11 protein-coding genes and 1 pseudogene are annotated in these 19984 nt (G+C 70.5%); 5 read left to right on the top strand and 7 right to left on the bottom strand.

Annotated features, from left to right (window positions below):
- Positions 1 to 393: 393 nt before the first annotated feature.
- The gene (gene uvrA, locus D7X74_RS18180; protein WP_120534228.1) at positions 394 to 3267 is read left to right on the top strand and encodes an excinuclease ABC subunit UvrA; all 2874 of its coding nucleotides are present in this window, start codon (positions 394 to 396) and stop codon (positions 3265 to 3267) included.
- A 40-nt stretch (positions 3268 to 3307) separates the two neighbouring features.
- Positions 3308 to 4753 (top strand): POT family MFS transporter, encoded by a 1446-nt coding sequence (locus D7X74_RS18175; RefSeq protein ID WP_120534227.1) that lies wholly within the window; start codon positions 3308 to 3310, stop codon positions 4751 to 4753.
- A 103-nt stretch (positions 4754 to 4856) separates the two neighbouring features.
- On the opposite strand, the gene D7X74_RS18170 is transcribed toward D7X74_RS18175, so the two are convergent.
- The 4 genes from D7X74_RS18170 to D7X74_RS18155 form a co-directional block, all read right to left on the bottom strand.
- Positions 4857 to 6245, bottom strand: coding sequence for a peptide MFS transporter (locus D7X74_RS18170; protein ID WP_120534226.1), 1389 nt, complete (start codon positions 6243 to 6245; stop codon positions 4857 to 4859).
- 102 nt (positions 6246 to 6347) lie between these two features.
- Positions 6348 to 9275: an ATP-binding protein gene (locus D7X74_RS18165; protein ID WP_120534225.1), complete on the bottom strand. Its 2928-nt coding sequence runs from the start codon at positions 9273 to 9275 to the stop codon at positions 6348 to 6350.
- Positions 9272 to 10057 (bottom strand): methyltransferase domain-containing protein, encoded by a 786-nt coding sequence (locus D7X74_RS18160; RefSeq protein WP_199732840.1) that lies wholly within the window; start codon positions 10055 to 10057, stop codon positions 9272 to 9274. Before D7X74_RS18160 ends, D7X74_RS18165 begins: the two co-directional genes overlap by 4 nt.
- On the bottom strand, positions 10057 to 12516 hold the full coding sequence (locus tag D7X74_RS18155) for a PilZ domain-containing protein (RefSeq protein WP_199732839.1): 2460 nt from the start codon (positions 12514 to 12516) through the stop codon (positions 10057 to 10059). The genes D7X74_RS18160 and D7X74_RS18155 overlap by 1 nt, the downstream gene beginning before the upstream one ends.
- 369 nt (positions 12517 to 12885) lie before the next feature.
- On the opposite strand from D7X74_RS18155, the gene nadA reads away from it, so the two are divergent.
- Positions 12886 to 13818, top strand: a complete 933-nt coding sequence (nadA, locus tag D7X74_RS18150; protein WP_120534224.1) for a quinolinate synthase NadA — start codon at positions 12886 to 12888, stop codon at positions 13816 to 13818.
- 85 nt (positions 13819 to 13903) lie between these two features.
- On the top strand, positions 13904 to 14515 hold the full coding sequence (locus tag D7X74_RS18145; protein ID WP_120534223.1) for a hypothetical protein: 612 nt from the start codon (positions 13904 to 13906) through the stop codon (positions 14513 to 14515).
- A gap of 33 nt (positions 14516 to 14548) precedes the next feature.
- Here D7X74_RS18145 and D7X74_RS18140 read toward each other — a convergent pair whose 3' ends face one another.
- Positions 14549 to 14932 carry a metallothionein gene (locus D7X74_RS18140; protein WP_120534222.1) on the bottom strand — a complete coding sequence of 128 codons (384 nt, stop codon included), beginning with the start codon at positions 14930 to 14932 and terminating at the stop codon, positions 14549 to 14551.
- Between the two features lie 176 nt (positions 14933 to 15108).
- Here D7X74_RS18140 and D7X74_RS18135 point away from each other — a divergent pair, with 176 nt between their 5' ends.
- Positions 15109 to 16986, top strand: coding sequence for a hypothetical protein (locus D7X74_RS18135; protein WP_120534221.1), 1878 nt, complete (start codon positions 15109 to 15111; stop codon positions 16984 to 16986).
- Between the two features lie 111 nt (positions 16987 to 17097).
- Here the strand turns inward: D7X74_RS18135 and D7X74_RS18130 are convergent, their stop codons facing one another.
- Positions 17098 to 17904: a hypothetical protein gene (locus D7X74_RS18130; RefSeq protein ID WP_233596047.1), complete on the bottom strand. Its 807-nt coding sequence runs from the start codon at positions 17902 to 17904 to the stop codon at positions 17098 to 17100.
- Positions 17905 to 18062: 158 nt separating this feature from the next.
- Positions 18063 to 19984, bottom strand: a pseudogene (locus D7X74_RS43035) (hypothetical protein); the annotation flags it as partial.

Genomic DNA, 19984 nt, shown 5'->3' with positions numbered 1-19984 from the left:
GCACCGGTGTCCCCCCGAACTGCCCTGCACGTGGATCCGGTTGGCTTGGAAAGATGCAACGCGGGTGCCTGCCTTCCGCACGGGTCCAAGTCGCACCGCCGACAGGGCAAACCAGCGCCATGACAAGGGCAGACAGTCAGAGCAGCAAAACTTGGAATTCGACGTTTCGTGGAAGCGGTAGCAAAAGCTTCCAAAACGGTGGATGCCTCACCGACCTCTCACCCCGAGGGGCAGTCGGCCTTTTCGCGGGGCGGGTGATGGCTGGGAGACGGCCGCGCGGTGGCCAGGCGGCCCGGGGGATGCGGGAGGCGGCGCCAGGTGTTCACGCAGAATCCCTCCGGTAGGGCGGCTTTGCGTTCACCGGAACACCCTTTCAGTGATAAAGCGCGCCCCATGTCCGAGCCCGACGTCATCTCCATCCGCGGTGCCAGGGAGCACAACCTCAAGACCGTCTCCCTGGACATCCCGAAGAAGAAGCTCGTGGTGTTCACCGGCGTGTCTGGCTCCGGCAAGAGCTCGCTCGCGTTCGACACGCTCTACGCGGAGGGCCAGCGCCGCTACGTGGAGAGCCTGTCCTCCTACGCGCGTCAGTTCCTGGGGCAGATGGAGAAGCCCCGCTACGACACGCTGCGCGGCCTGTCGCCCACCATCTCCATCGAGCAGAAGGCGGCCAGCAACAACCCGCGCTCCACGGTGGGCACCGTCACGGAGGTGCACGACTACCTGCGCGTGCTCTACGCCTCCATCGGCGTGCAGCACTGCCCCCAATGCGGGCGCAAGGTGGGCAAGCAGAGCGCTCAGCAGATCGTGGATGAGATCATGAAGCTGCCCGCGGGCACCAAGCTCCAGGTGCTGGCGCCCATCGTCACCAACCGCAAGGGCGAACACAAAGACCTGCTCACGGAGGCGCAGAAGCGCGGCTTCTCCCGCGCGCGCGTGGACGGGAAGCTGCGGGAGCTGGAGGAGCGCATCGAATTGGACAAGAAGTCCAAGCACGACATCGCGCTCGTCATCGACCGGCTGGTCTTGAAGCCGGACCTGCGCACGCGCCTCACCGACTCCGTGGAGACGGCGCTGCGCGAGGGCAAGGGCACGCTCATCATCACCGACGAGAAGGGCACGCCCGCGTCCGACCGCGTGATGAGCGAACTGAACGCGTGCCCCGCGTGCGGCCTGTCCTTTGGCGACCTCACGCCCGCGTCGTTCTCCTTCAACAACCCGCTGGGCATGTGCACGGACTGCAACGGCCTGGGCACCCGGCCGGAGATGGACGCGGACCTGCTGGTGCCGGACCAGACGCGCAGCATCCGCGACGGCGCCATCGAGCCGTGGGCCAGCGGCATGAACCGGGGCGAGGGCTGGACGGCGGACTTCGTGGAGAGCCTGGCGGCGGCGTTCAAGATCGACCTGGACGTGCCGTACGCGAAGCTCACCAAGCGGGAGAAGGACGCCCTGATGAACGGCGTCAAGGGCAAGTCCTTCACCGTGGAGTGGGGCGACAACGGCCAGTACCAGATGGAGTGGGAAGGCCTGCTCGCGCGCACGATGCGCAACTTCAAGACGACGACGTCGGAGGCGCGCAAGGCGGAGCTCCAGAAGTACTTCAGCGACAAGCCCTGCCCGTCCTGCAAGGGCGAACGTCTGCGCCCGGAGAGCCGCGCGGTGAAGGTGCACGAGCGCACGCTGGTGGACCTGAGCCAGCTGACCATCACCGACACGCGCTCGTTCCTGACGAAGCTGGACCTGTCCAAGCAGGAGGAGAAGATCGCCCAGGAGCTGCTCAAGGAGATCCGCAGCCGCCTGTCGTTCCTGGTGGACGTGGGCCTGGGCTACCTCACGTTGGACCGCACCGCGTCCACGCTGTCCGGCGGTGAGAGCCAGCGCATCCGGCTGGCGTCGCAGATGGGCAGCGAGCTGACGGGCGTCATCTACATCCTGGACGAGCCCTCCATCGGCCTGCACCAGCGCGACAACGGCAAGCTGCTGGCCACGCTCAAGCGGCTGCGCGACCTGGGCAACTCCGTCATCGTCGTGGAGCACGACGAGGAGACGATGGAGGAGTCCGACTACCTGGTGGACTTCGGGCCGGGCGCGGGCGAGCTGGGCGGACAGGTGGTGTCGCAGGGCACGCCCAAGCAGGTGATGGCGGATGAGAACAGCCTCACCGGCGCGTACCTGTCCGGGCGCAAGGAGATCGAGATTCCGGAGTCGCGCCGGCCGCCCAATCCCAAGCATCAGATCTCCATCGTGGGAGCGACGGAGAACAACCTGAAGAACGTGGACGCGGACATCCCGCTGGGCATCTTCACCGCGGTGACGGGCGTGTCCGGCGCGGGCAAGTCCACGCTCATCAACGAAATCCTGTACCCGGCGCTGGCTCGGGCCCTCTATGAGAGCCGCGAGCGGATGGGCAAGCACAAGTCCATCAAGGGCCTGGAGCACCTGGACAAGGTCATCGACATCGACCAGCGGCCCATTGGCCGCACGCCGCGCAGCAACCCGGCCACGTACACCAAGGTGTTCGACGCCATCCGCGAGGTGTTCGCGATGACGCCGGAGGCGCGCACGTTCGGCTACGGCCCGGGCCGCTTCAGCTTCAACATCAAGGGCGGCCGCTGCGAGGCGTGCGAGGGCGACGGCGTGAAGCTGGTGGAGATGCACTTCCTGGCGGACGTGTACGTGCCGTGCGAGGTGTGCGCCGGCAAGCGCTTCAACGAAGCGACGCTGCGCGTGCGCTACAAGGGCAAGAACATCGCGGAGACGCTGGACATGAGCGTGCGCGAGGGTGTGGAGCACTTCGGCGCGCACAAGGACATCCTGCGCGTGCTCCAGACGCTCACCGACGTGGGCCTGGGCTACCTGCGGTTGGGCCAGCCCTCCCCCACCCTGTCCGGCGGCGAGGCGCAGCGCATCAAGCTCGCGCGCGAGCTGGCGCGCGTGGCGACCGGCCGCACGCTCTACATCCTGGACGAGCCCACCACGGGCCTGCACTTCGAGGACATCCGCAAGCTCTTGTCCGTGCTCAACCGGCTGGTGGAGGCGGGCAACTCGGTGCTCGTCATCGAGCACAACCTGGATGTCATCAAGAGCGCGGACTGGCTCATCGACCTGGGGCCGGAGGGTGGCGCGGGCGGAGGGCAGATCCTCGCGGTGGGCACGCCGGAGGAGGTCGCCCGGGTGGAGGCCAGCCACACCGGCCGCTACCTGAAGCACGTGCTGGGCAAGGCGCGCCGGGCCCGGGTGGGCAAGCGCGTGGACGCGGCGTGATGCTGCCCTGGGGCGTCCCCCTCTAGTAGGGTGGCGCCCCATGGCCGAAACCACGACCGCCCCGTCCAACCGCTTCCCGCCGCAGATCCCGTACATCATCGGGAACGAGGCCTGCGAGCGCTTCAGCTTCTACGGGATGCGGAACATCCTGACGGTGTTCTTCATCGACTACCTGCTGCGCACGCACGTGCCGGAGGCGGGGGCACGGGAGGCGCAGGCGAAGGGCCTGTTCCACCTGTTCATGGCGGGGGTGTTCTTCTTCCCGCTCATCGGTGGGTACCTGGCGGATCGCTTCTTCGGGAAGTTCCAGACCATCTTCGCGCTGAGCCTGGTGTACTGCGCGGGGCACGCGTGCCTGGCGCTCTTCGAGGACAACGCCACGGGCTTCTACACGGGCCTGACGCTCATCGCGGTGGGCAGCGGCGGCATCAAGCCGTGCGTCTCCGCGATGGTGGGCGACCAGTTCACGCAGAGCAACAGCCACCTGGTGAAGAAGGTCTTCGCCATCTTCTACTGGACCATCAACTTCGGTTCGTTCTTCGCGTCGCTGTTCGTGCCGCTGTTGATGACGAAGTTCGGGCCGGCGGTGGCGTTCGGCGTGCCGGGCATCCTGATGTTCCTGGCGACGGTCATCTTCTGGGCCGGCCGCAAGCACTACATCCTGGTGCCGCCCACGGGCCCCAACCCGCACTCGTTCCTCAAGGTGGTGTTCAGCGCGTTCAAGGCGGACGCCCCCAAGGGGCAGCACTGGTTGGACCGGGCGAAGGCGGCGCACCCGGCGGAGGCGGTGGACGGCGTGAAGGCGGTGTTCCGGGTGGCCGGGCTGATGCTGCCCTTCATCCCCTTCTTCTGGATGCTGTTCGACCAGAAGGCGTCCACCTGGGTGGTGCAGGCGCGCTCGATGGATCCGCACGTGGGCGGCGTCGTGTTCCAGCCCAGCCAGATGCAGTTCATCAACCCGCTGCTGGTGATGATTCTCATCCCGTTCCTCACGGTCGTCGTGTACCCGGCCTTCCAGCGCCTGGGCTGGGAATTGACGCCGCTGCGGCGCATGCCCATGGGGCTGGTGTTCGGCGCGGTGTCGTTCGTCATCGCCGGCTTCTTCCAGGTGGTGATGAATGGTGGGACGACGCTGAACATCGCGTGGCAGCTCCTGCCGTACATCGTGCTGACGGTGGGAGAGATTCTGGTGTCCACCACGGGCCTGGAGTTCGCGTACACGCAGGCGCCCCGGGAGATGAAGGGCACCGTGCAGAGCGTGTGGCTGGTGACGAACACGCTCGCGAACGTGGCGGTGGCCATCGCCGCGGCGCTCAACGTCTTCACCGGCGCGGGGCAGTTCTTCTTCTACGCGGGCATGGCGCTGGTGGCCGCGGTGGGCATGGCGCTGGTGGCGCGCCGCTTCGTCGTGCACGACTACTTCCAGACGGACGCCAAGGCCCCGCTGGATGGCCGCACGCCCGCGGTGGAGGCGAAGCCGGCGTAGCGCGGCGGAGGATGCTGCGCTCCTGAAACGAAGAACGCCGGAGCGCTGTGACAGCGCTCCGGCGTCGGTCTTCAAGCACTCCAGGCCCGGGGCCCGGAAGGCCTCAGGTGGCCGCGTGCGCCGCGCCGCCCTGCTGCGTGGCGGCCGGCACGGGCGTCACTTCATCCGTGCCGTGCATCATCCGCTTCAGCACCGGGGCGAGGACCAGCAGGATGACGCCCGACAGGCCCGCGCCGACGACGATGGTGAGGAACACGCTGAACTCACCCATCTTCTCCGAGTAGCCGCCCAGCACACCGGACAGCTTGTTCGCCACGGCGTTGGCCAGGAACCACACGCCCATCATCGCGGAGACGACGCGCGTGGGCGCCACCTTGCTCACCATGGAGAGGCCCACCGGCGACAGGCACAGCTCGCCCATGGTGTGGAACAGGTACGCCATGATGACCCACCACGCCGCCGCCTTGCCGTCCGCCGCGCTCTCCTTGGAGGCGCCCAGCATGAAGGCGAAGCCCACCGCCAGGAAGATGAGGCCCATGCTCATCTTCACCGGGATGCTCAGGTCCTTGCCGCGCGCCGCCAGCCCGCTCCACAGCATCGCGAACACCGGCGCCAGCGCGACGATGAAGACGGAGTTGAAGTTCTGGAACCACGTCGTGGGCACCTCCCAGCCGAACATGGACCGGTCCACCTTCTGGTCCGTGTAGAGGTTCATCAGGCCGCCGGCCTGCTCGAAGCCCGTCCAGAAGGCCACCACGAACAGCGCGATGATGAAGATGACGATGATGCGATCCCACTCCTCGCGGGAGAAGGCGTGCTTCTTGCCATCCGTCGTCGTCGTCACCGAAGGAGGAGGCCGGGGCGCGGGCGCGAGCCCCACATTGCCCAGGAACCGGTTCTGGAGGGCCAGGAAGATGATGACGCCCAGGGTCATGCCCACGCCGGCGGAGCCGAAGCCCCAGTGCCAGCCCACGCGCTCACCCAGCGTGCCGCAGATGAAGTTGCCCAGCACCGCGCCCAGGTTGATGCCCATGTAGAAGATGGTGAAGGCACCGTCGCGCCGGCCGTCGCCCGCCGGGTACAGCCCGCCCACCATGGTGGAGATGTTCGGCTTGAAGAAGCCGTTGCCCACGATGAGGAAGCCCAGGCCCGTGTAGAAGATGCCTGTCCCTGGGAGCGCCAGCAGCAGGTGCCCGATGATCATCAGCACACCGCCCAGCAACACCGCCTTGCGCTGGCCGATGAAGCGGTCCGCGATGTAGCCGCCCACGATGGGCGTCAGGTACACGAGGCCCGTGTACGTGCCGTAGAGGCTCAGCGCATCCGCCGTGGACCAGCCGAAGCCGCCCCGCACCTTGTCGGTGAGGAAGAGCACCAACAGGCCGCGCATGCCGTAATAGGACATGCGCTCCCACATCTCGGTGGCGAACAACAGGTAGAGGCCCGGGGGATGCCCCTTGCGGGCCTCGCCCGCGGCGACGGTGCTTTGCATGCCGTGAGTTCCTCGTACTGACTTGGGAGGGGGTGAAATGAAAGACGCGCGACTCTACCAGAGTCACGCGGGAGTCACGCTTTCAGGGAACAACCCCTCCGGTCAGCCGAGCCGACGCGTCCACCGCCCCCGACCCGCACCGCCCGTCGCGGTGGACGAGAGGGGTTCCGACATCAGCGGGCGCATGGGCAGCCGCACTTCCACCCGCGTGCCCTGCCCCACCTGGCTCGTGATGTGGATGCGGCCGCCGTGCTGCAACACGATGCGTCGGCTCAGGGCCAGCCCCAGGCCCGTGCCCTCTCCGGCGGCGCGGGTGGAGAAGAAGGGCTGGAACAGGCGCTCCAGGTCCTCCGGGCGGATGCCCACGCCGCTGTCCACGATGGTCACCACCGCGTCGTCGTTCTCCTGCGTCGTCTCCACCAGCACGCGGCCCGTCTCCCCCACCGCGCGCAGGGCGTTGTCCAGCAGGTTGAGCCACACCTGGTTGAGGGTGCCCGGGTCGCCCCAGATGGGGTCCGAGCAGTGGTACGCGCGCTCCACCACGACGCCCGCGGGGATGCGCCAGCCCAGCACGCTGAGCGTGGAGTCGAGCGCCTGATCCAACCGCACCGCCACGGGCTTGTCCGCCGTGCGCACGAAGGACAGCAGCGACTCCGCCAGGTGGCGGATCCGCTGACCGCACTCCTCCATCACCTCCAGCATCGCGGGGCCCAGGTCCGGGTCGCCGCTGGTGTCCCTGCCCAGGAGCACGTCCTTGAGCGGCATCAGCGCGTTCATCAGCCCGTTGAGCGGGTTGCGGACCTCGTGCGCGAAGCCGGACGTAAGCAGGCCGATGGCCGCCAGCCGCTCGTTCTCCGCCGCGCGCACCGCCGCCTCGCGCAGGCGCAACTGCGTCTCCACGCGCGCCAGCAGCTCCCTGGGGCTGAAGGGCTTGCCCAGGTAGTCGTTGGCGCCCGCGCCCAGGGCCTCCACCTTGGCGGAGACCTCCTGGCGCGCGGTGAGCAGGATGACGGGCAGGTCCACCGTCTGCGCGTGGGCGCGCAGCTGCACCAGCAGATTCAGGCCGGAGAGCACCGGCATCATCACGTCCGACACCACCAGGTCCGGACGGTCCTCCATGGCGCGGCGCACGCCCTCCTCGCCGTTGGCGGCCTCCAGCACCCGGTAGCTGGGCGCGAGGATGTCCGCGATGAAGGCGCGGATCTCCGCGTCGTCCTCCACCACCAGGATGCGGGGCGCCTTCGCGTCCGCGCGCGTGTGGTCCTGCGGCTCCGTGGGGCGCTGCGCCCCGGCGACGGTCGCGGCCAGCACGGTGGCGAAGCGCCCGGAGCTGCGCCGCTCGCGGCGGTTGGATGGCTCCAGCACCCGGCGCTCGCGCGTCTCCTCGCGCACGACGGTGTTGGACTTGGGCAGGCGCACGCGGAAGCTGGAGCCCTGCCCCGGCGTGCTCGACACCTCGATGCCACCCGAGTGCAGCTCCAGCGTCTCCTTCACCAGCGCCAGGCCGATGCCGCTGCCCCCGAAGCGCCGCGTGCCGGACGTGTCCGCCTGGGCGAAGCGGTCGAAGATGACGGCCAGGTCCGCGGCGGCCATGCCCACCCCCGTGTCCACCACCTCCACGTGCACGTCGGTGGCGTCCTCGCGCAGGCGCACCGCGATGCTGCCCCCGGCCGGGGTGAACTTGAGCGCGTTGGAGACGAGGTTGTGGAACACACCCTCGATGCGCTCCACGTCCATGGCCACCGGCGTCAGCGGCCCGCCCTCCAGCGTGAGCGTCAGCCCCTGCTTCTCCGCCACGGTGCGGAAGGGCAACAACTGCGACGTGAGGAAGGCGTGCAGCTCCACCGTCTGGTAGCGCAGGCGCACCTTGCCCGCCTCCAGCTGCGCCAGGTTGAGCAGGTTGTCGATGAGCCTGAGCAGCCGCTGCGTGCTGCGGTCCAGCGTCGTCAGGTGCTGACGCACCACCGTGGGCAGCGACTCCGGCTCCTTCTGGAGCGCGTCCAGCGACAGCAGGATGAGCGTGAGCGGCGTCCTGAGCTCGTGGCTCACGTTGTCGAAGAACTCCGTCTTCAGCCGGTCCTGCTCGCGCTGTTTGATCAGCGCCGCCTCCAGCTTCTCGTTGGCCTCCGACAATTCGCGCGTGCGCGCCGCGACGCGGTCCTCCAGCGCCACGTTGCTGCCGAACACCTCGTCGTAGCGCTGCTGCAATTCGCGCAGCGAGCCCAGGTTCGCCTGCGCCTGGGCGGAGAGCAGCTCGTCCTTGCGCTGCAGCTCCCGGCGCCGGTCCAACCAGCCGCCCAGCGCGAAGCCGCCCACGCCCAGCGACGTCACGGAGAAGAGCGCGTCCCCCCAGCCCAGGTGCGTGGCCAGCAGCCCGCTCACCATGCCCAGCAGCAGGCCCAGGTAGTGGCCCCACATCGTGGGAGGGTCGGTCCACGTCAGGTGGTAGCGGCACGCCTCGCCGCCCAGCACCTGGCACTCCGTCTCCCGCACGTCCGCGGGCGTCAGGCCCCAGATGGTGGGGAAGGACGCGAACTGGCCCATGCGCAGCTCGCAGATGTTGCGGTTCTGCTCCGGGATGCTGCTGCGGTACGACAGCTTGAGCCGCTTGTGCTCCAGCAGGTCCACCGTGAACCCGCCCACCCGGTTGTAGCTGGGGGAGAAGTCGATGGTCTGCTTGTAGCAGGCGCGGGGCGAGCCGAACGCGCGCAGCATGTAGAAGACGAAGCCCAGCGCCTGGGGGGACGCGGTGAACAGGCCCGCCTCGCGCATGAACTTCGAGTCGCCGGAGGCCTCGCGCAGCGCCACCGCCACGCGCTCCAGGAAGCGCAGCGAGACGTAGTTCGTCGGCGTGCGCATGTAGTCCAGCCCCAGGCTGAAGCCGTGGTCGCGCCACAGCTTCGCCAGGCGCTCGGCGCCGTAGCGGTGCTCGAAGTAGAGCAGGAGCGTGGACGTCGCGCGGACGCTCACCTCCGGGGCGTTGTCCGGCGACACGTCCTGCACCTTCACCGCCGGCAGCCGACCACTCACGTCTTGGTTCCTTCGGTCACCAGCGTGACCGCATATTTGAGGCCCTCCGGATCCGCCAGCATCGAGAGGAAGCCCTCACAGTGCGCCCGGTAGGCCTCGGGGCTCCCGAAGGCGGGGACCGCCACGGGGGCCAGGGCCTCGAAGCGCGTCTCCCAGTCCCGCAGGAGCCGGGTCTCCGCCGCGCCCGGGGCCATGTAGAAGGGCACCAGGTGCACGCGCACGTCCTTGAGGCCCGCGCGGCGGAAGTCGGAGAACATCTTGCGGCCCACGTACAGGTCGAACCCGCGCGCCTCCAGCGCCTCCACGATGCGCTGCGTGCCCTGACGCAGGTGCTCCGGGAAGGGCCAGTTCTGGAAGCCCAGTCCATCGATGTCGGACACCACCACCCGTCCCCCTGGCCGCGTCACGCGGATGAGCTCCGCGAGCGCCACCTGCCGGTCGGGAAGGTACTCGAAGACGTACTGGCTCCACACGTAGTCGAAGGCGTTCTCTGGCAGGCCCGTGGCGCGCACGTCCGCCTGGAGGAAGGTCAGCTGGGGGCGGTGCCGGTTGCGCGCCTGGGCCTCGGCGATGCGGCCCTCGTGCACGTCCACCCCGGTGACGTGGCCACCCTCCCCCACCCGCTCCGCCATCAGCTCCGCGATGCCCCCGGGGCCACACCCCGCGTCCAGGGCCCGGTCCCCGGCCTTGAGGCCGGTGAGGCGCAGCACGCCGCGCGTGTCCTGGGACTGCTCCTGCTCCAGGAGGCGCCGGGACTCGTCCTCGGACTCCATCAGGTACATCACCGCGCCTCCTGGTCCTGTTCCTGGGAGATGGCGGCGCGCGCCTCGGCACGGGCCTCGCGGGCCGCGCGGCGCGTGGGGGCCTGCCGCTCGAAGAGCGAGCGCCAGGCCTCGCACCAGCGGCGCACCATGGAGCGGTGGAAGGTCCACTCGGAGAAGCGGCCCTGGTCCACGAAGCCCGCCTCCAGCAGCACCGGCACGTCCGCCACGTCTATCAGCCCCAGCGCCGAGGGCCGGCCGCGCTCGCGCGCATGCTGGAGGCACCGCGCCGCGAGCGCCGCCACCGCCTGGCGCGTGTCCGGGTGCGCCCGGTCCGGCACCACGAGGTTGAAGCTGTTGGAGACCTCGATGAGGCTCAGGCCCGGGGTGGCCTCCTCCTGGAGCGCCACCGCGAGCGGCCTTGTCTCCCCGTCCACCACGAACATCCGCCGCTGCCGGTGCAGCCCCGCCGCCCGGAAGCGCTCGCCCAGTTCCTGTTCGGCCTCCAGGTCCGCCAGCAGGTCCTCGCTGAGCAGGCGCACCATCTCGCCCTGGGCCCGGAAGTACGTCTCCAGCCACCTGCGGTCCGCGGGGCCCGCCTCGCGCACGGCGGGCAGCGGGCCCTTGCCCGGGCCTTCGGGGGGCAGCGCGTCCAGGTCCGCGCGCAGGTAGTGGAACTGGCGCAGGTGGCACAGCCCCTGGCCCTCCAGCACGCGGGCCAGCCACGTCCCCAGCCGGTGGGGCCAGCGGTTGTCGGTGCGCCACATGTAGCGGATGAACTCCACGTCCTCCATCGCCTCGCCGACCTCCACCGCGAGCGACGTCAGCTCGCTGGAGACCTGCTCGCTGCGACGGAAGCCCGGCAGCACGGCCAGGTGCTGCACCAGCCACGTGCCCGAGTGCATCCGCAGCCCGTTCACGTGTCCCAGCGGCCGCAGCCCGTCGGTGTAGACGAGCGAGCGCCCCAGGTCGCGCGCGCGGCCCAGCCGTTCGTGCAGCTCTTCCAGGGCGGGCAGGACGCGGGGCTCCTCCCCGAAGGGGTGATCCGGATGGAAGGTGTAGCGGGCGTCCTGCATCATCCGCCAGAGGTCGGGGAAGCGGAACACCGTCCCGTCCTTCACCTGGGGCGAACGGGCGGACACGAACGCGTCCACCACCGCGTCCCGCACCGCGGTCGGCATGTCCAGGATGCGCACCCCGCAGCGGTAGGGCCGCAGGCGTTGATCATGCCGGGCCTCGAACGGGACGACGTCCACCGAGCGCACCTCCACCTGACACGCCACCTCCGAGCCATCCGGCAGGAGCAGCGCCGCGTCCAGGTGCGAGCCCGCGGGCAGCACCTCGCACGACGCGTCGATGGGGAAGGCGAACCCCTGGCCGCCCAGGTCCAACACCGCGCGGGTGATGCGCTGGCCGCCGAAGGGAGACGTGAAGCGCACGAGGAAGCGGTGGTCCACCGCGGGCCGGAAGCGCTGCTGGCCGCGCCGGTTCTCCACCGACAGCGAGCGGGGCAGGCCCAGCGACACGCCGTCGTGCGCGACGTGGAGCATGCTGGTGACGCCCGAGTAGTGCTGGCCGCCCATCTCGAAGCACAGGTGGACGACTTCACCCACGCTGGCCGGCAGTCCCGGGGCCACGACGCCGCGCAGGATGCCGCGCTCGTCCACCGGATCCACCGTGGCGGACTCCATCCGGAAGTGCGCCGCCTGGCTGTCCGGCGGATGCAGCCACAGGGGCAGCTCGCGCCGGAGCGCCTTGCGCAGCGCGGCCAGCACCGTCACCGGGTCGCGCAGCGTGCGCGGCGGCGCGGCGCAGGGCACTTCCGGGGCGGGCCGCCAGGAGATGCCCACGCGCAGGAACGATCTGCCTTCCTGGTGGACCGGCGTGGCGTGGCGCACGTAGGCGCGGCCCACGTGAAGGACAGGCCGGCCGTCGCGCACCATGGACAGCGCGTCCAGCACCGTGCCCGGGAGGAAGGCCGCCATCGACACATCCATGGGAATGCGCAGGGCCGCGCCGAAGTTGCCCAGGTCCTGACATTCCGCGACGAAGGGCTGGTCGCGCAGCAGGAAGTCCACCCGCATGCCCGCGTCCAGCGACACGCGCGTGGAGGCTCGCAACTGGAGGATGTCGCGCAGGCGCAGGCCCAGCTCCCCTTCGGAGAGCGCGTCGTCCACGGTGCTGAAGACGTGCCCTTCCGCGGCGGTCTCCACCAGTTCCTCCAGCCCCAGTTGATCCGACCGGGAGCAGACGAACACGCAGACGGCCTCCGGCGCGGCGCGGTCCACGTGGCGCAGGAAGCGCCGGGCGTTGTCCGCGGGCGCGATGATCAGCGTGGGCACCGACGCTTCCATCCGCCGGGTGGCCTCCACCTGGGAGCCCACCGCTTCCACCCGGTGTGCCCCCAGGGCCGCCACCAGCGCGCTGCGACGGGCTTCGTTGGGGTGGACGATGAGGACTTCGTGAGTGGGCACGCTCATGGATTTTTCCCGACGCGCAAGGGCCACACCGGCGCCCGCGCAAGGCGCCATTCCTGTTGACGCGGGGCCTTGACCCGGCCCCGTTCCCGCCAGTCGCATCTCTTGAGTGTCCGAGCCTGGTGGATGTCCGCTGCCAGCGAGCCCGCGCTGTGACGTCTTCCCGGTGAGCCGCCAGCAAACCGCTGCGTACTTTACCTGCTCCTATGGATTAGGTGATGTACGCGAGGGTAAGAGACTTTTCGGAATAGGTTAAAGGCGCGAAGTCATCCCAGACCCCCTGCCAGGTAGGAAGCACGCGCGGGGCGGTTTGGAGCGTGCTGGCCGCCGGGGCAAGAGGCGGTTACAGAAGGCCCGGCGAGGAGAACCACGATGGGCGTGACGGTGGACTACGAGGCCGAGATCCGGGCGCTGAAGCGCTCCATGAACGCGGTCATCCTGGCGCACTACTACCAGGAGAGCGAAGTGCAGGACGTGGCCGACTTCGTCGGCGACAGCCTGGCGCTGGCGCAGGCGGCGGAGAAGACGGACGCCGACGTCATCGTCTTCTGCGGCGTGCACTTCATGGCGGAAACCGCGAAAATCCTGAATCCGAGCCGACAGGTGCTGCTGCCGGATTTGAAGGCCGGCTGTTCCTTGTCGGACCGGTGTCCTCCCGCGGCCTTCAAGGCGTTCAAGGAGAAGCACCCCGGTGCGTTCGTGGTGTCGTACGTGAACAGCTCCGCCGCGGTGAAGGCGATGAGCGACGTCATCTGCACGTCGTCCAACGCGGTCCGCATCGTGAACCAGATTCCCAAGGACCGCCCCATCCTCTTCGCGCCGGACCAGCACCTGGGCCGCCACGTGATGAAGCAGACGGGGCGCGACATGGTGCTGTGGCCGGGCAGCTGCATCGTCCATGAGATCTTCAGCGAGAAGAAGCTCGTGGGCCTGAAGGTCGAGCATCCGGACGCGGAGGTGGTGGCCCATCCGGAGTGCGAGCAGCAGGTGCTGCGTCACGCGGACTTCATCGGCTCCACGAAGGCCATCCTGGACTACGTGGTGAAGAGCCCGAAGTCGAAGTTCATCGTGGTGACGGAGGCCGGCATCCTCCACCAGATGAAGAAGAGCGCGCCGCACAAGACGTACATCCCGGCGCCGCCGGACAACGGGTGCGCGTGCAACGAGTGCCCGTACATGCGGCTCAACACGCTGGAGAAGCTCTACCGGTGCATGAAGGACCGCACGCCGGAGCTGGTGCTGCCCGCGGACCTCCAGGGCGCGGCGCTGGCGCCCCTCAAGCGGATGCTGGAGTGGTCTGCCTGAAGTCTTGAACAGGGACTGTCGCCCGCGTCCCAGGTTTGAAAACTCGCGCCTTGCGGACGGCGGGCCCAAGTGCCATGGAAGAGACGTGGCCTTCCGATTCCTCGCACTTCCCGCCCACCGGCTGGTGGACTTTCCCAACACCCTGCCGGACGACGAGCGCCTGGAGCCGGAGCTGCCTCCGGTCCACGAGGCCGTGGAGCGCGCCCTCGCCGGCGCCGAGTTCCGCGACCTGCGCGCCCGCGACCGCATGCGCGCCCTGCTCCAGGGAGACCGGCCGCCGGCCCTGGGCTCGCCGGGCAAGGGCTTTGGCCCCAGCGCCGTCTTCGCCCAGCCGCCCCAGGACCTGCCGGCGCTCCTGCGTCTGGCGGACGAGCTGGAGCAGTTGGCCCGACGGGAAGCCGGCGAGCGCGCCCTGGTGTGGAAGTGCGGCCAGTGCAACGCCCGCTACGCGGTCCCCGTGGCGCTGGTGCGCCAGGTGTCCATCCGCTGCGAACGCTGCGGCACCCCGGTGGAGCTGAGCTCGCAGCAGAGCCTGGGCGAGGAAGCCCTCATCGACCCGTTCCAGGGCGCGGTGAACAGCAGCCGGCACGAGCTGGCCACGTTCTTCCGCGAGGCGATGGCGCGCGGCTGGCCCGTGCTCGTGTCCGAGGGCGGGGCTCCCGCGCCGCGCACGCGCGCCTCCACCCCGGCCGTCTGAAGGGCCGGGCGGTGACGCCCGCGGCAGCGGACCTCAGATGAAGACGCCGGCGGAGGCGTCGTTGCGCGCCTCCTGCAGCTGCTGCGTCGCGGGACGGCCGCGCAGCGCGTCCATCACCTGACCGGGGGCGTGGCGGCCCGAGCACTTGGAGCACTCGCACTTGCCGCGCTTGCAGGTGCAATCCGCCTTGCTGCCGCAGGAGCACTTCGCGGTCAGCATCCGATCCAGCTCCTCCAGGGGACGCGGGGCCTCCTCCGGCTTCGCCTCGGCGGACTGGGAAGGCGCGGGCGTCTTCGCCGCTTCCTTCGAGGCCGCCTTCGCCTTCGCGTGGGCTTCGCACGCATGGGCGGGCACCGGCACCAGCCACAGGCCGCCCAGCAGCAATCCGGCGGTCATCCACGTCGCGCTGCGTGCCATGTCGCTCTCCTCAGGCGGGGCACGGCGGGCCCCTGGAGCCCGGCCTATACCGCAGGGCATCCCCCCTGCCAAGACATGGGCACGTACCTTTGCCTACCCATCGACAGAGCGCATGGGGCCCACGGTGCGCTCGCCCGGTGTGGGCGCGCGCGCGTACAGTCCGCGCCCTCCTGCCCGTGACGAACCGAACCGCCCGCATCGCCTTCGCCGCTGCGCTCGTCCTGGGCGCGCTGCCCCTCTGGGTGTCGCGCGTCCTGCCCATGGTGGACCTGCCGCAGCACCTGTACCTCATCTCCGTGCTGCACCGGCTGGAGGACCCGACGACGCTGTACCCGGCGCTGTTCGCCGCGCGGCATGAGCTGACGCCCTACCTGGGCTACTACTACCTGGTCAGCGCGCTCAACTGGCTCTTCCCGCTGGAGGTCGCCAACCGCGTCTTCCTCACCGCGTACGTGGTGGGGCTGCCGCTGGGCATGGCCTTCCTCCTGCGCAGCCTGGGCCGGCCCTCCTGGCCCGCGCTGCTCACGCTGCCGCTGGCGTACGGGGACAGCTTCGGCTGGGGCTTCATCAACTACCTGGCGGCGCTGCCGCTGACGCTGCTGTGCTGTGGCCTGTTCGTGCGGGCGCTGACGGACGTGCCCCACCGCATCCGCCAGGCCATGGGGCTGGCCGCGTGTCTCGTGGCGGTGCTGCTCTTCCACGTGCAGGCGTTCGGGTTCCTGGCGTTCGGGCTGCCGTGGCTGCTCTTCACCACGCCCGTGCCGGAGGACGCATCAGCGCGCGGCTTCGTGGCCCGGCTGCGGCCGCGCGTGGCGGCGCTCGCGGGCGTGGTGCCCGGCGTGACGCTGTTCCTCGCGTGGGTGGTGCTGCGCTTCGGCAACCCGCCGGACATCCAGCCCGGGGCGCCGTGGAAGGCGTGGGGGCCCACGTTCTCGCCGCAGAACCTGGCGTGGAAGGGCTTCGAGCAGAACCGCGCGGAGTTCTTCCAGGTGCTCGCCAACACGTTCCATGACGGTTCGGACCGGTGGGCGCTGTACGCCGTCGGCCTCGTCGCGGCGGTGGGCTGGGGGCTGGGGCTGCTGCGGCCGGGGACCCTTCGCGAGGGGCCGGTGGCGCGCTGGCGGCTGCTGGGGCTGGGGGTGCTGGCGCTGGCGCTGTACTTCCTGCTGCCCTTCGACATCCGGGGGTACGTCTACTACCTCAACACGCGCTACGCGCACCTGGCCGCGGCGCTGCTGGTGGCGAGCATGCCGGCCACGCGCGTCGGGTGGCGGCGGCCCCTGTGCCTCGCGGCGGCGGCGTGCGCGCTGCTCGTGGCCTTCGTGATGGGGCGCGGCTTCCGCGACTTCGCCGAGGAGGCCCGCGAGTGGGACGTGCTCGCGGACGTCACCGGCAACCGGCCGAAGGTGATGGGGCTGGTGTTCGACGCGGGCTCCAGCGTCGTGCGCTTCCCCGTGTTCCTGCATGGCGCGGCGGTGCTGGCGCGCGAGCGCGGAGGGGTGCCCAACTTCACCTTCGCCACCACGCCGCACTCGCCGCTGCGCTACCGGGACGCGGTGCCGCCCACCTTCCCCTCCGAGTGGCGTCCGCAGCAGATGGACTACGCGACGCCGGAGATCGCCGAGTGGATGCCGCCCGACGCGGACGTGCGGCGGTTGATGGAGCAGGTGGCGGCGCTGGCCGGAAGCCCGCTGGCGTTGAGCGCGCCCCAGCGCCAGGAGCAGGTGCGGCAGAAGGTCCTGGACGCGGCGCGGGCCTACTTCACCCCGGAGGTGCGCCAGCGCTACGCGCGCCGGCTGTGGCGGATGGCGGCCTTCTTCGAGGCCACCGGCCGGCCCCCGCAGGCGGACATGGCCCGGGCCGAGGCCCGGAGGCTCTTCCACGGCGTCGAGGAGCCCTACTCCCGCTTCGCGGAGACGCTCTTCACCAAGGTCGTCGTCCTGGCCGCCGCGGGCGCGCAGGCCCAGTCAGCCACCGGGGCTCCGACAGCGGGCGAGCCCCCTGCCCCGGCCACCTCCGAGCGGCGCAGCCCGGGGGGCCTCATCCTTCCCTGACGCGCCCGCGGTGCTCGGAGGGCCGCGAACCCCCGGCCGCGCTCACGAGCGAAAGCAGCGAGGTCCCACCTCCCCTGACGCCCACACGGCGCCCGGGGAGGGGACCCGACTTCAGGCCTGCTCCGTGCGGGCGCACAGCAGCAGGTCCAGGTTCTCCCGCTCCCAGGCGACCGCCCGCTGGTAGTCGTGGAAGCGCTTCTCGTGCTCCATCAGCTCCGGCGGGTGGATGCAGCGCCGGCCGTCCTCGCCCCTGCGGGCGCGGTAGACGTGGTGCAGCATCTCGTGGAAGACGATCCACTCCACGAAGTAGCGGGGCACCAGCGGCTGGTCCAACGCCGGGTGGATGCGGATGACCTTCGAGTCCGCCGAGTATGAGCCCATCTTGATGCTCTTGCGCGGGCCCTTCACCCGGGGCGCCGGCCCGAAGGTGATGGCCGCGTCGATGCGACTCTGGAAGTAGCGTTCGTTGAGCCGCTCGTAGATGCGCGCCAGGTCGTGGTAGCGCCCCACCGGGGACAGCCGCAGCCGCTTGCGCATCTGCGCCGGGGACAGCCGGCGGATGAAGATGCGGTTGCGCTCGATGTACTTGTCCAGGAGCACGCTCGCGTCCGCGTCCCCCGTGCGCACGAAGCTGGCGAGCGCCTGGAGCACTTCGTCCGGCGCGGCCAGGAACATGTGGTGCAGCCGCAGCCGCCACAACGCGCGCTGGCGCTGGAACGTCAGCATCGTGTGCGTGTTGTCGTGGATCTCCACCGCCACCTTCCCCCGCAGCCGCGTGCGCAGCCGCCGCTCCAACACGCGCCGCCACACCTTCACCAGGCGGTTCGGCTCAGGGGCGACCGGAAGCTGCCGGGCCACCCTCCCCGCGGGGTAGGTCCTCTGTCGGATGATGTTCTTCTGCTTCTTCGCGCGAGCCATAGAGGGGCCGGAGTCTACGGACCCCTCTGACATGTGTAAACGCGCCCGCTTGGTGGAAAGCCAAGGAATTCCAACGACTTAAGGGCACTCAAGCTTACCCGGTCCTACGTGTCCGCCGCAGGGTGCGCATGCCGCATACGGGCAAGTGGCCGTCCCGATTAGCGCCGCCTCCGGCATGGGACCCGCAGCGTCTGGAGTTCCACGGTTCCAGGTCGGATGTTGTAGGTCTCAATGCGTGGAAGTATCCGTTTTCCCGGACATGTATACTGGACGCGAAGCAGGCCAGGGGACAGGGCGAGGACCTGGTTGATGGGCAGCTTTTCGCCCCCCGGCCGGCCAAGCACGGTGCGCGCCGGCGCATCGAACCGGACCTCCACCGTGGCGGGTGCCGCAGGCGGCCTGGCGGGGACCGGGGTTTCGGGCTCCACCTGGGGGTCCGGAGGGGTCGCCACGGCGAGCGCGTTCGCGTCCCCCGCGGGTGCCGCATCCGGCGTCGCGGAGGTGTTCGCGAGGACGGATTCGCTGGGTTTCGCCGCCGGAGCCTCGGCGGGAACGTCCTGGGGGGGTGTCATGGGGGCCGTGCCGGTGGGACCGGGACGGGACGGCGCCTCCGTGTTTGGCGCCCTCATTGGCGTGGGCCGAGGAGGCGCTTCCGGCTCGAAGGCGCCCATGATCCAGGCGGCGCCCAGGCTCAGCAACACGACGACGATCGCGGCCACCGTCAGCATCACGACCGTGCGCGCGCTCCGGGGGGATGCGGAGGAGTCGAAGGTGTCCGGTCCGTCTTCGTCGTCGAAGCCCTGCTCCTCGTCGTCTTCGTCCTCGACGTCCGCGGCGCGGAAGCCCTTCCGGGACGGCTGGCGCGGCGCCTGGAACCCGACGGTGGACTCGTCGTCATCCGGATCATCCGACTGACTGGGCGTCGGATCCGTCTGGCTCGCCCCGGACATGCCCGGGTCGGTGCTGAAGCGCTCTTCGTCCTCGGGGGACGGACGCGGCGGAGGACGGACGTTGCGCGCGCCCGCGTTCACGGGCGGGGCGGAGCGGTTCGCGTCGCTGGACTGCGGCCCGGGACGTCGAGCGCCCGGGGCCGGAGCCCCGCGCCCCTCATCCCCCGGGGGCACGTTCATCCGCCGGGGTCCCGAGGCCAGCGGTTCGGAGCGGCCGTCATCGCCTGGAGGCACGCCCATGCGTCGGGGTCCCGAGGCCAGCGGTTCGGAGCGGCCGTCATCGCCTGGAGGCACGCCCATGCGTCGGGGTCCCGAGGCCAGCGGTTCGGAGCGGCCGTCATCACCCGGACCACTGCCCGGCCGGCGCGAGCCCGGAGGTGGCGGCGGTGCCCCCCGCGCATCCGACGGGTGCGGCGGCGTCCGGCGCGGAGAGGGAGAAAACGGGTCGCCGTCCACCGGGCCGCGCGGCATGGCCACGCCGGGCGAGGACATCCGGCGCGCGCGCTCCGCGTCCCCGCGTTCCACCGGAGGCGACGGACGCGCGGTGGGATCCGCGGCCCCACCGCGTCGCACCGGCGCGGGCACGACGCCCCGGGGCCGGCGCGCGCGCAGCGGCACGGTGGAGTCCGCGTCTTCGTCCTCCTCGTCCTGCAACGTCTCCGGCTCCAGCACCGGCTCCAGGTGCCGACGGGGCGGATAGGCACCGGGCATCGTCCCGACGGCGGTGGACTCGTCCAGGTCCTCGTCGTCTTCTTCGTCCGCGCGGCGCGTGGGCAGCTCGCGAGGCAGCGCCATCTGCGTCGCGGGCTCGCCGTCCTTGTCGTCGTAGGCGCGCAGCACCGCGCCCTCCCGCGTGGGCCGGCGCGCGGGCGGACGCGCCACCAGCCCCGCGGGCGTCACCGCGCCAGGGCCCGTCCGGGGCTGCGCCCGGCCCATCCCGGACGCCGAACCTCCCAGGGGCAGCGTGCGCGCGGAGGTGTCCTCCACCTCCGGGGGCAGCGGCAACGTGCGCGCGGCCGTGTCCTCCACCTCCGGGGGCAGCGGCAGCGTCCTGGCCGCGGTGTCCTCCACCTCCGACGCCAGCGGCAGCGTGCGCGCGGCGGTGTCCTCCGGCAGGTACGGCACGGGCG

This window comes from Corallococcus sp. CA047B, assembly GCF_003612065.1.
Lineage (GTDB): Bacteria > Myxococcota > Myxococcia > Myxococcales > Myxococcaceae > Corallococcus > Corallococcus praedator.
This window is presented reverse-complemented; position numbering and strand designations above follow the sequence as displayed.

Bases quoted from the DNA above. Each gene is read 5' to 3' on its own strand.
- D7X74_RS18155 (WP_199732839.1), bottom strand. From the start codon at position 12,516: ATGAGCGTGCCCACTCACGAAGTCCTCATCGTCCACCCCAACGAAGCC.
- D7X74_RS18160 (WP_199732840.1), bottom strand. From the start codon at position 10,057: ATGTACCTGATGGAGTCCGAGGACGAGTCCCGGCGCCTCCTGGAGCAG.
- D7X74_RS18175 (WP_120534227.1), top strand. From the start codon at position 3,308: ATGGCCGAAACCACGACCGCCCCGTCCAACCGCTTCCCGCCGCAGATC.
- D7X74_RS18140 (WP_120534222.1), bottom strand. From the start codon at position 14,932: ATGGCACGCAGCGCGACGTGGATGACCGCCGGATTGCTGCTGGGCGGC.
- D7X74_RS18170 (WP_120534226.1), bottom strand. From the start codon at position 6,245: ATGCAAAGCACCGTCGCCGCGGGCGAGGCCCGCAAGGGGCATCCCCCG.
- nadA (WP_120534224.1), top strand. From the start codon at position 12,886: ATGGGCGTGACGGTGGACTACGAGGCCGAGATCCGGGCGCTGAAGCGC.
- uvrA (WP_120534228.1), top strand. From the start codon at position 394: ATGTCCGAGCCCGACGTCATCTCCATCCGCGGTGCCAGGGAGCACAAC.
- D7X74_RS18130 (WP_233596047.1), bottom strand. From the start codon at position 17,904: ATGGCTCGCGCGAAGAAGCAGAAGAACATCATCCGACAGAGGACCTAC.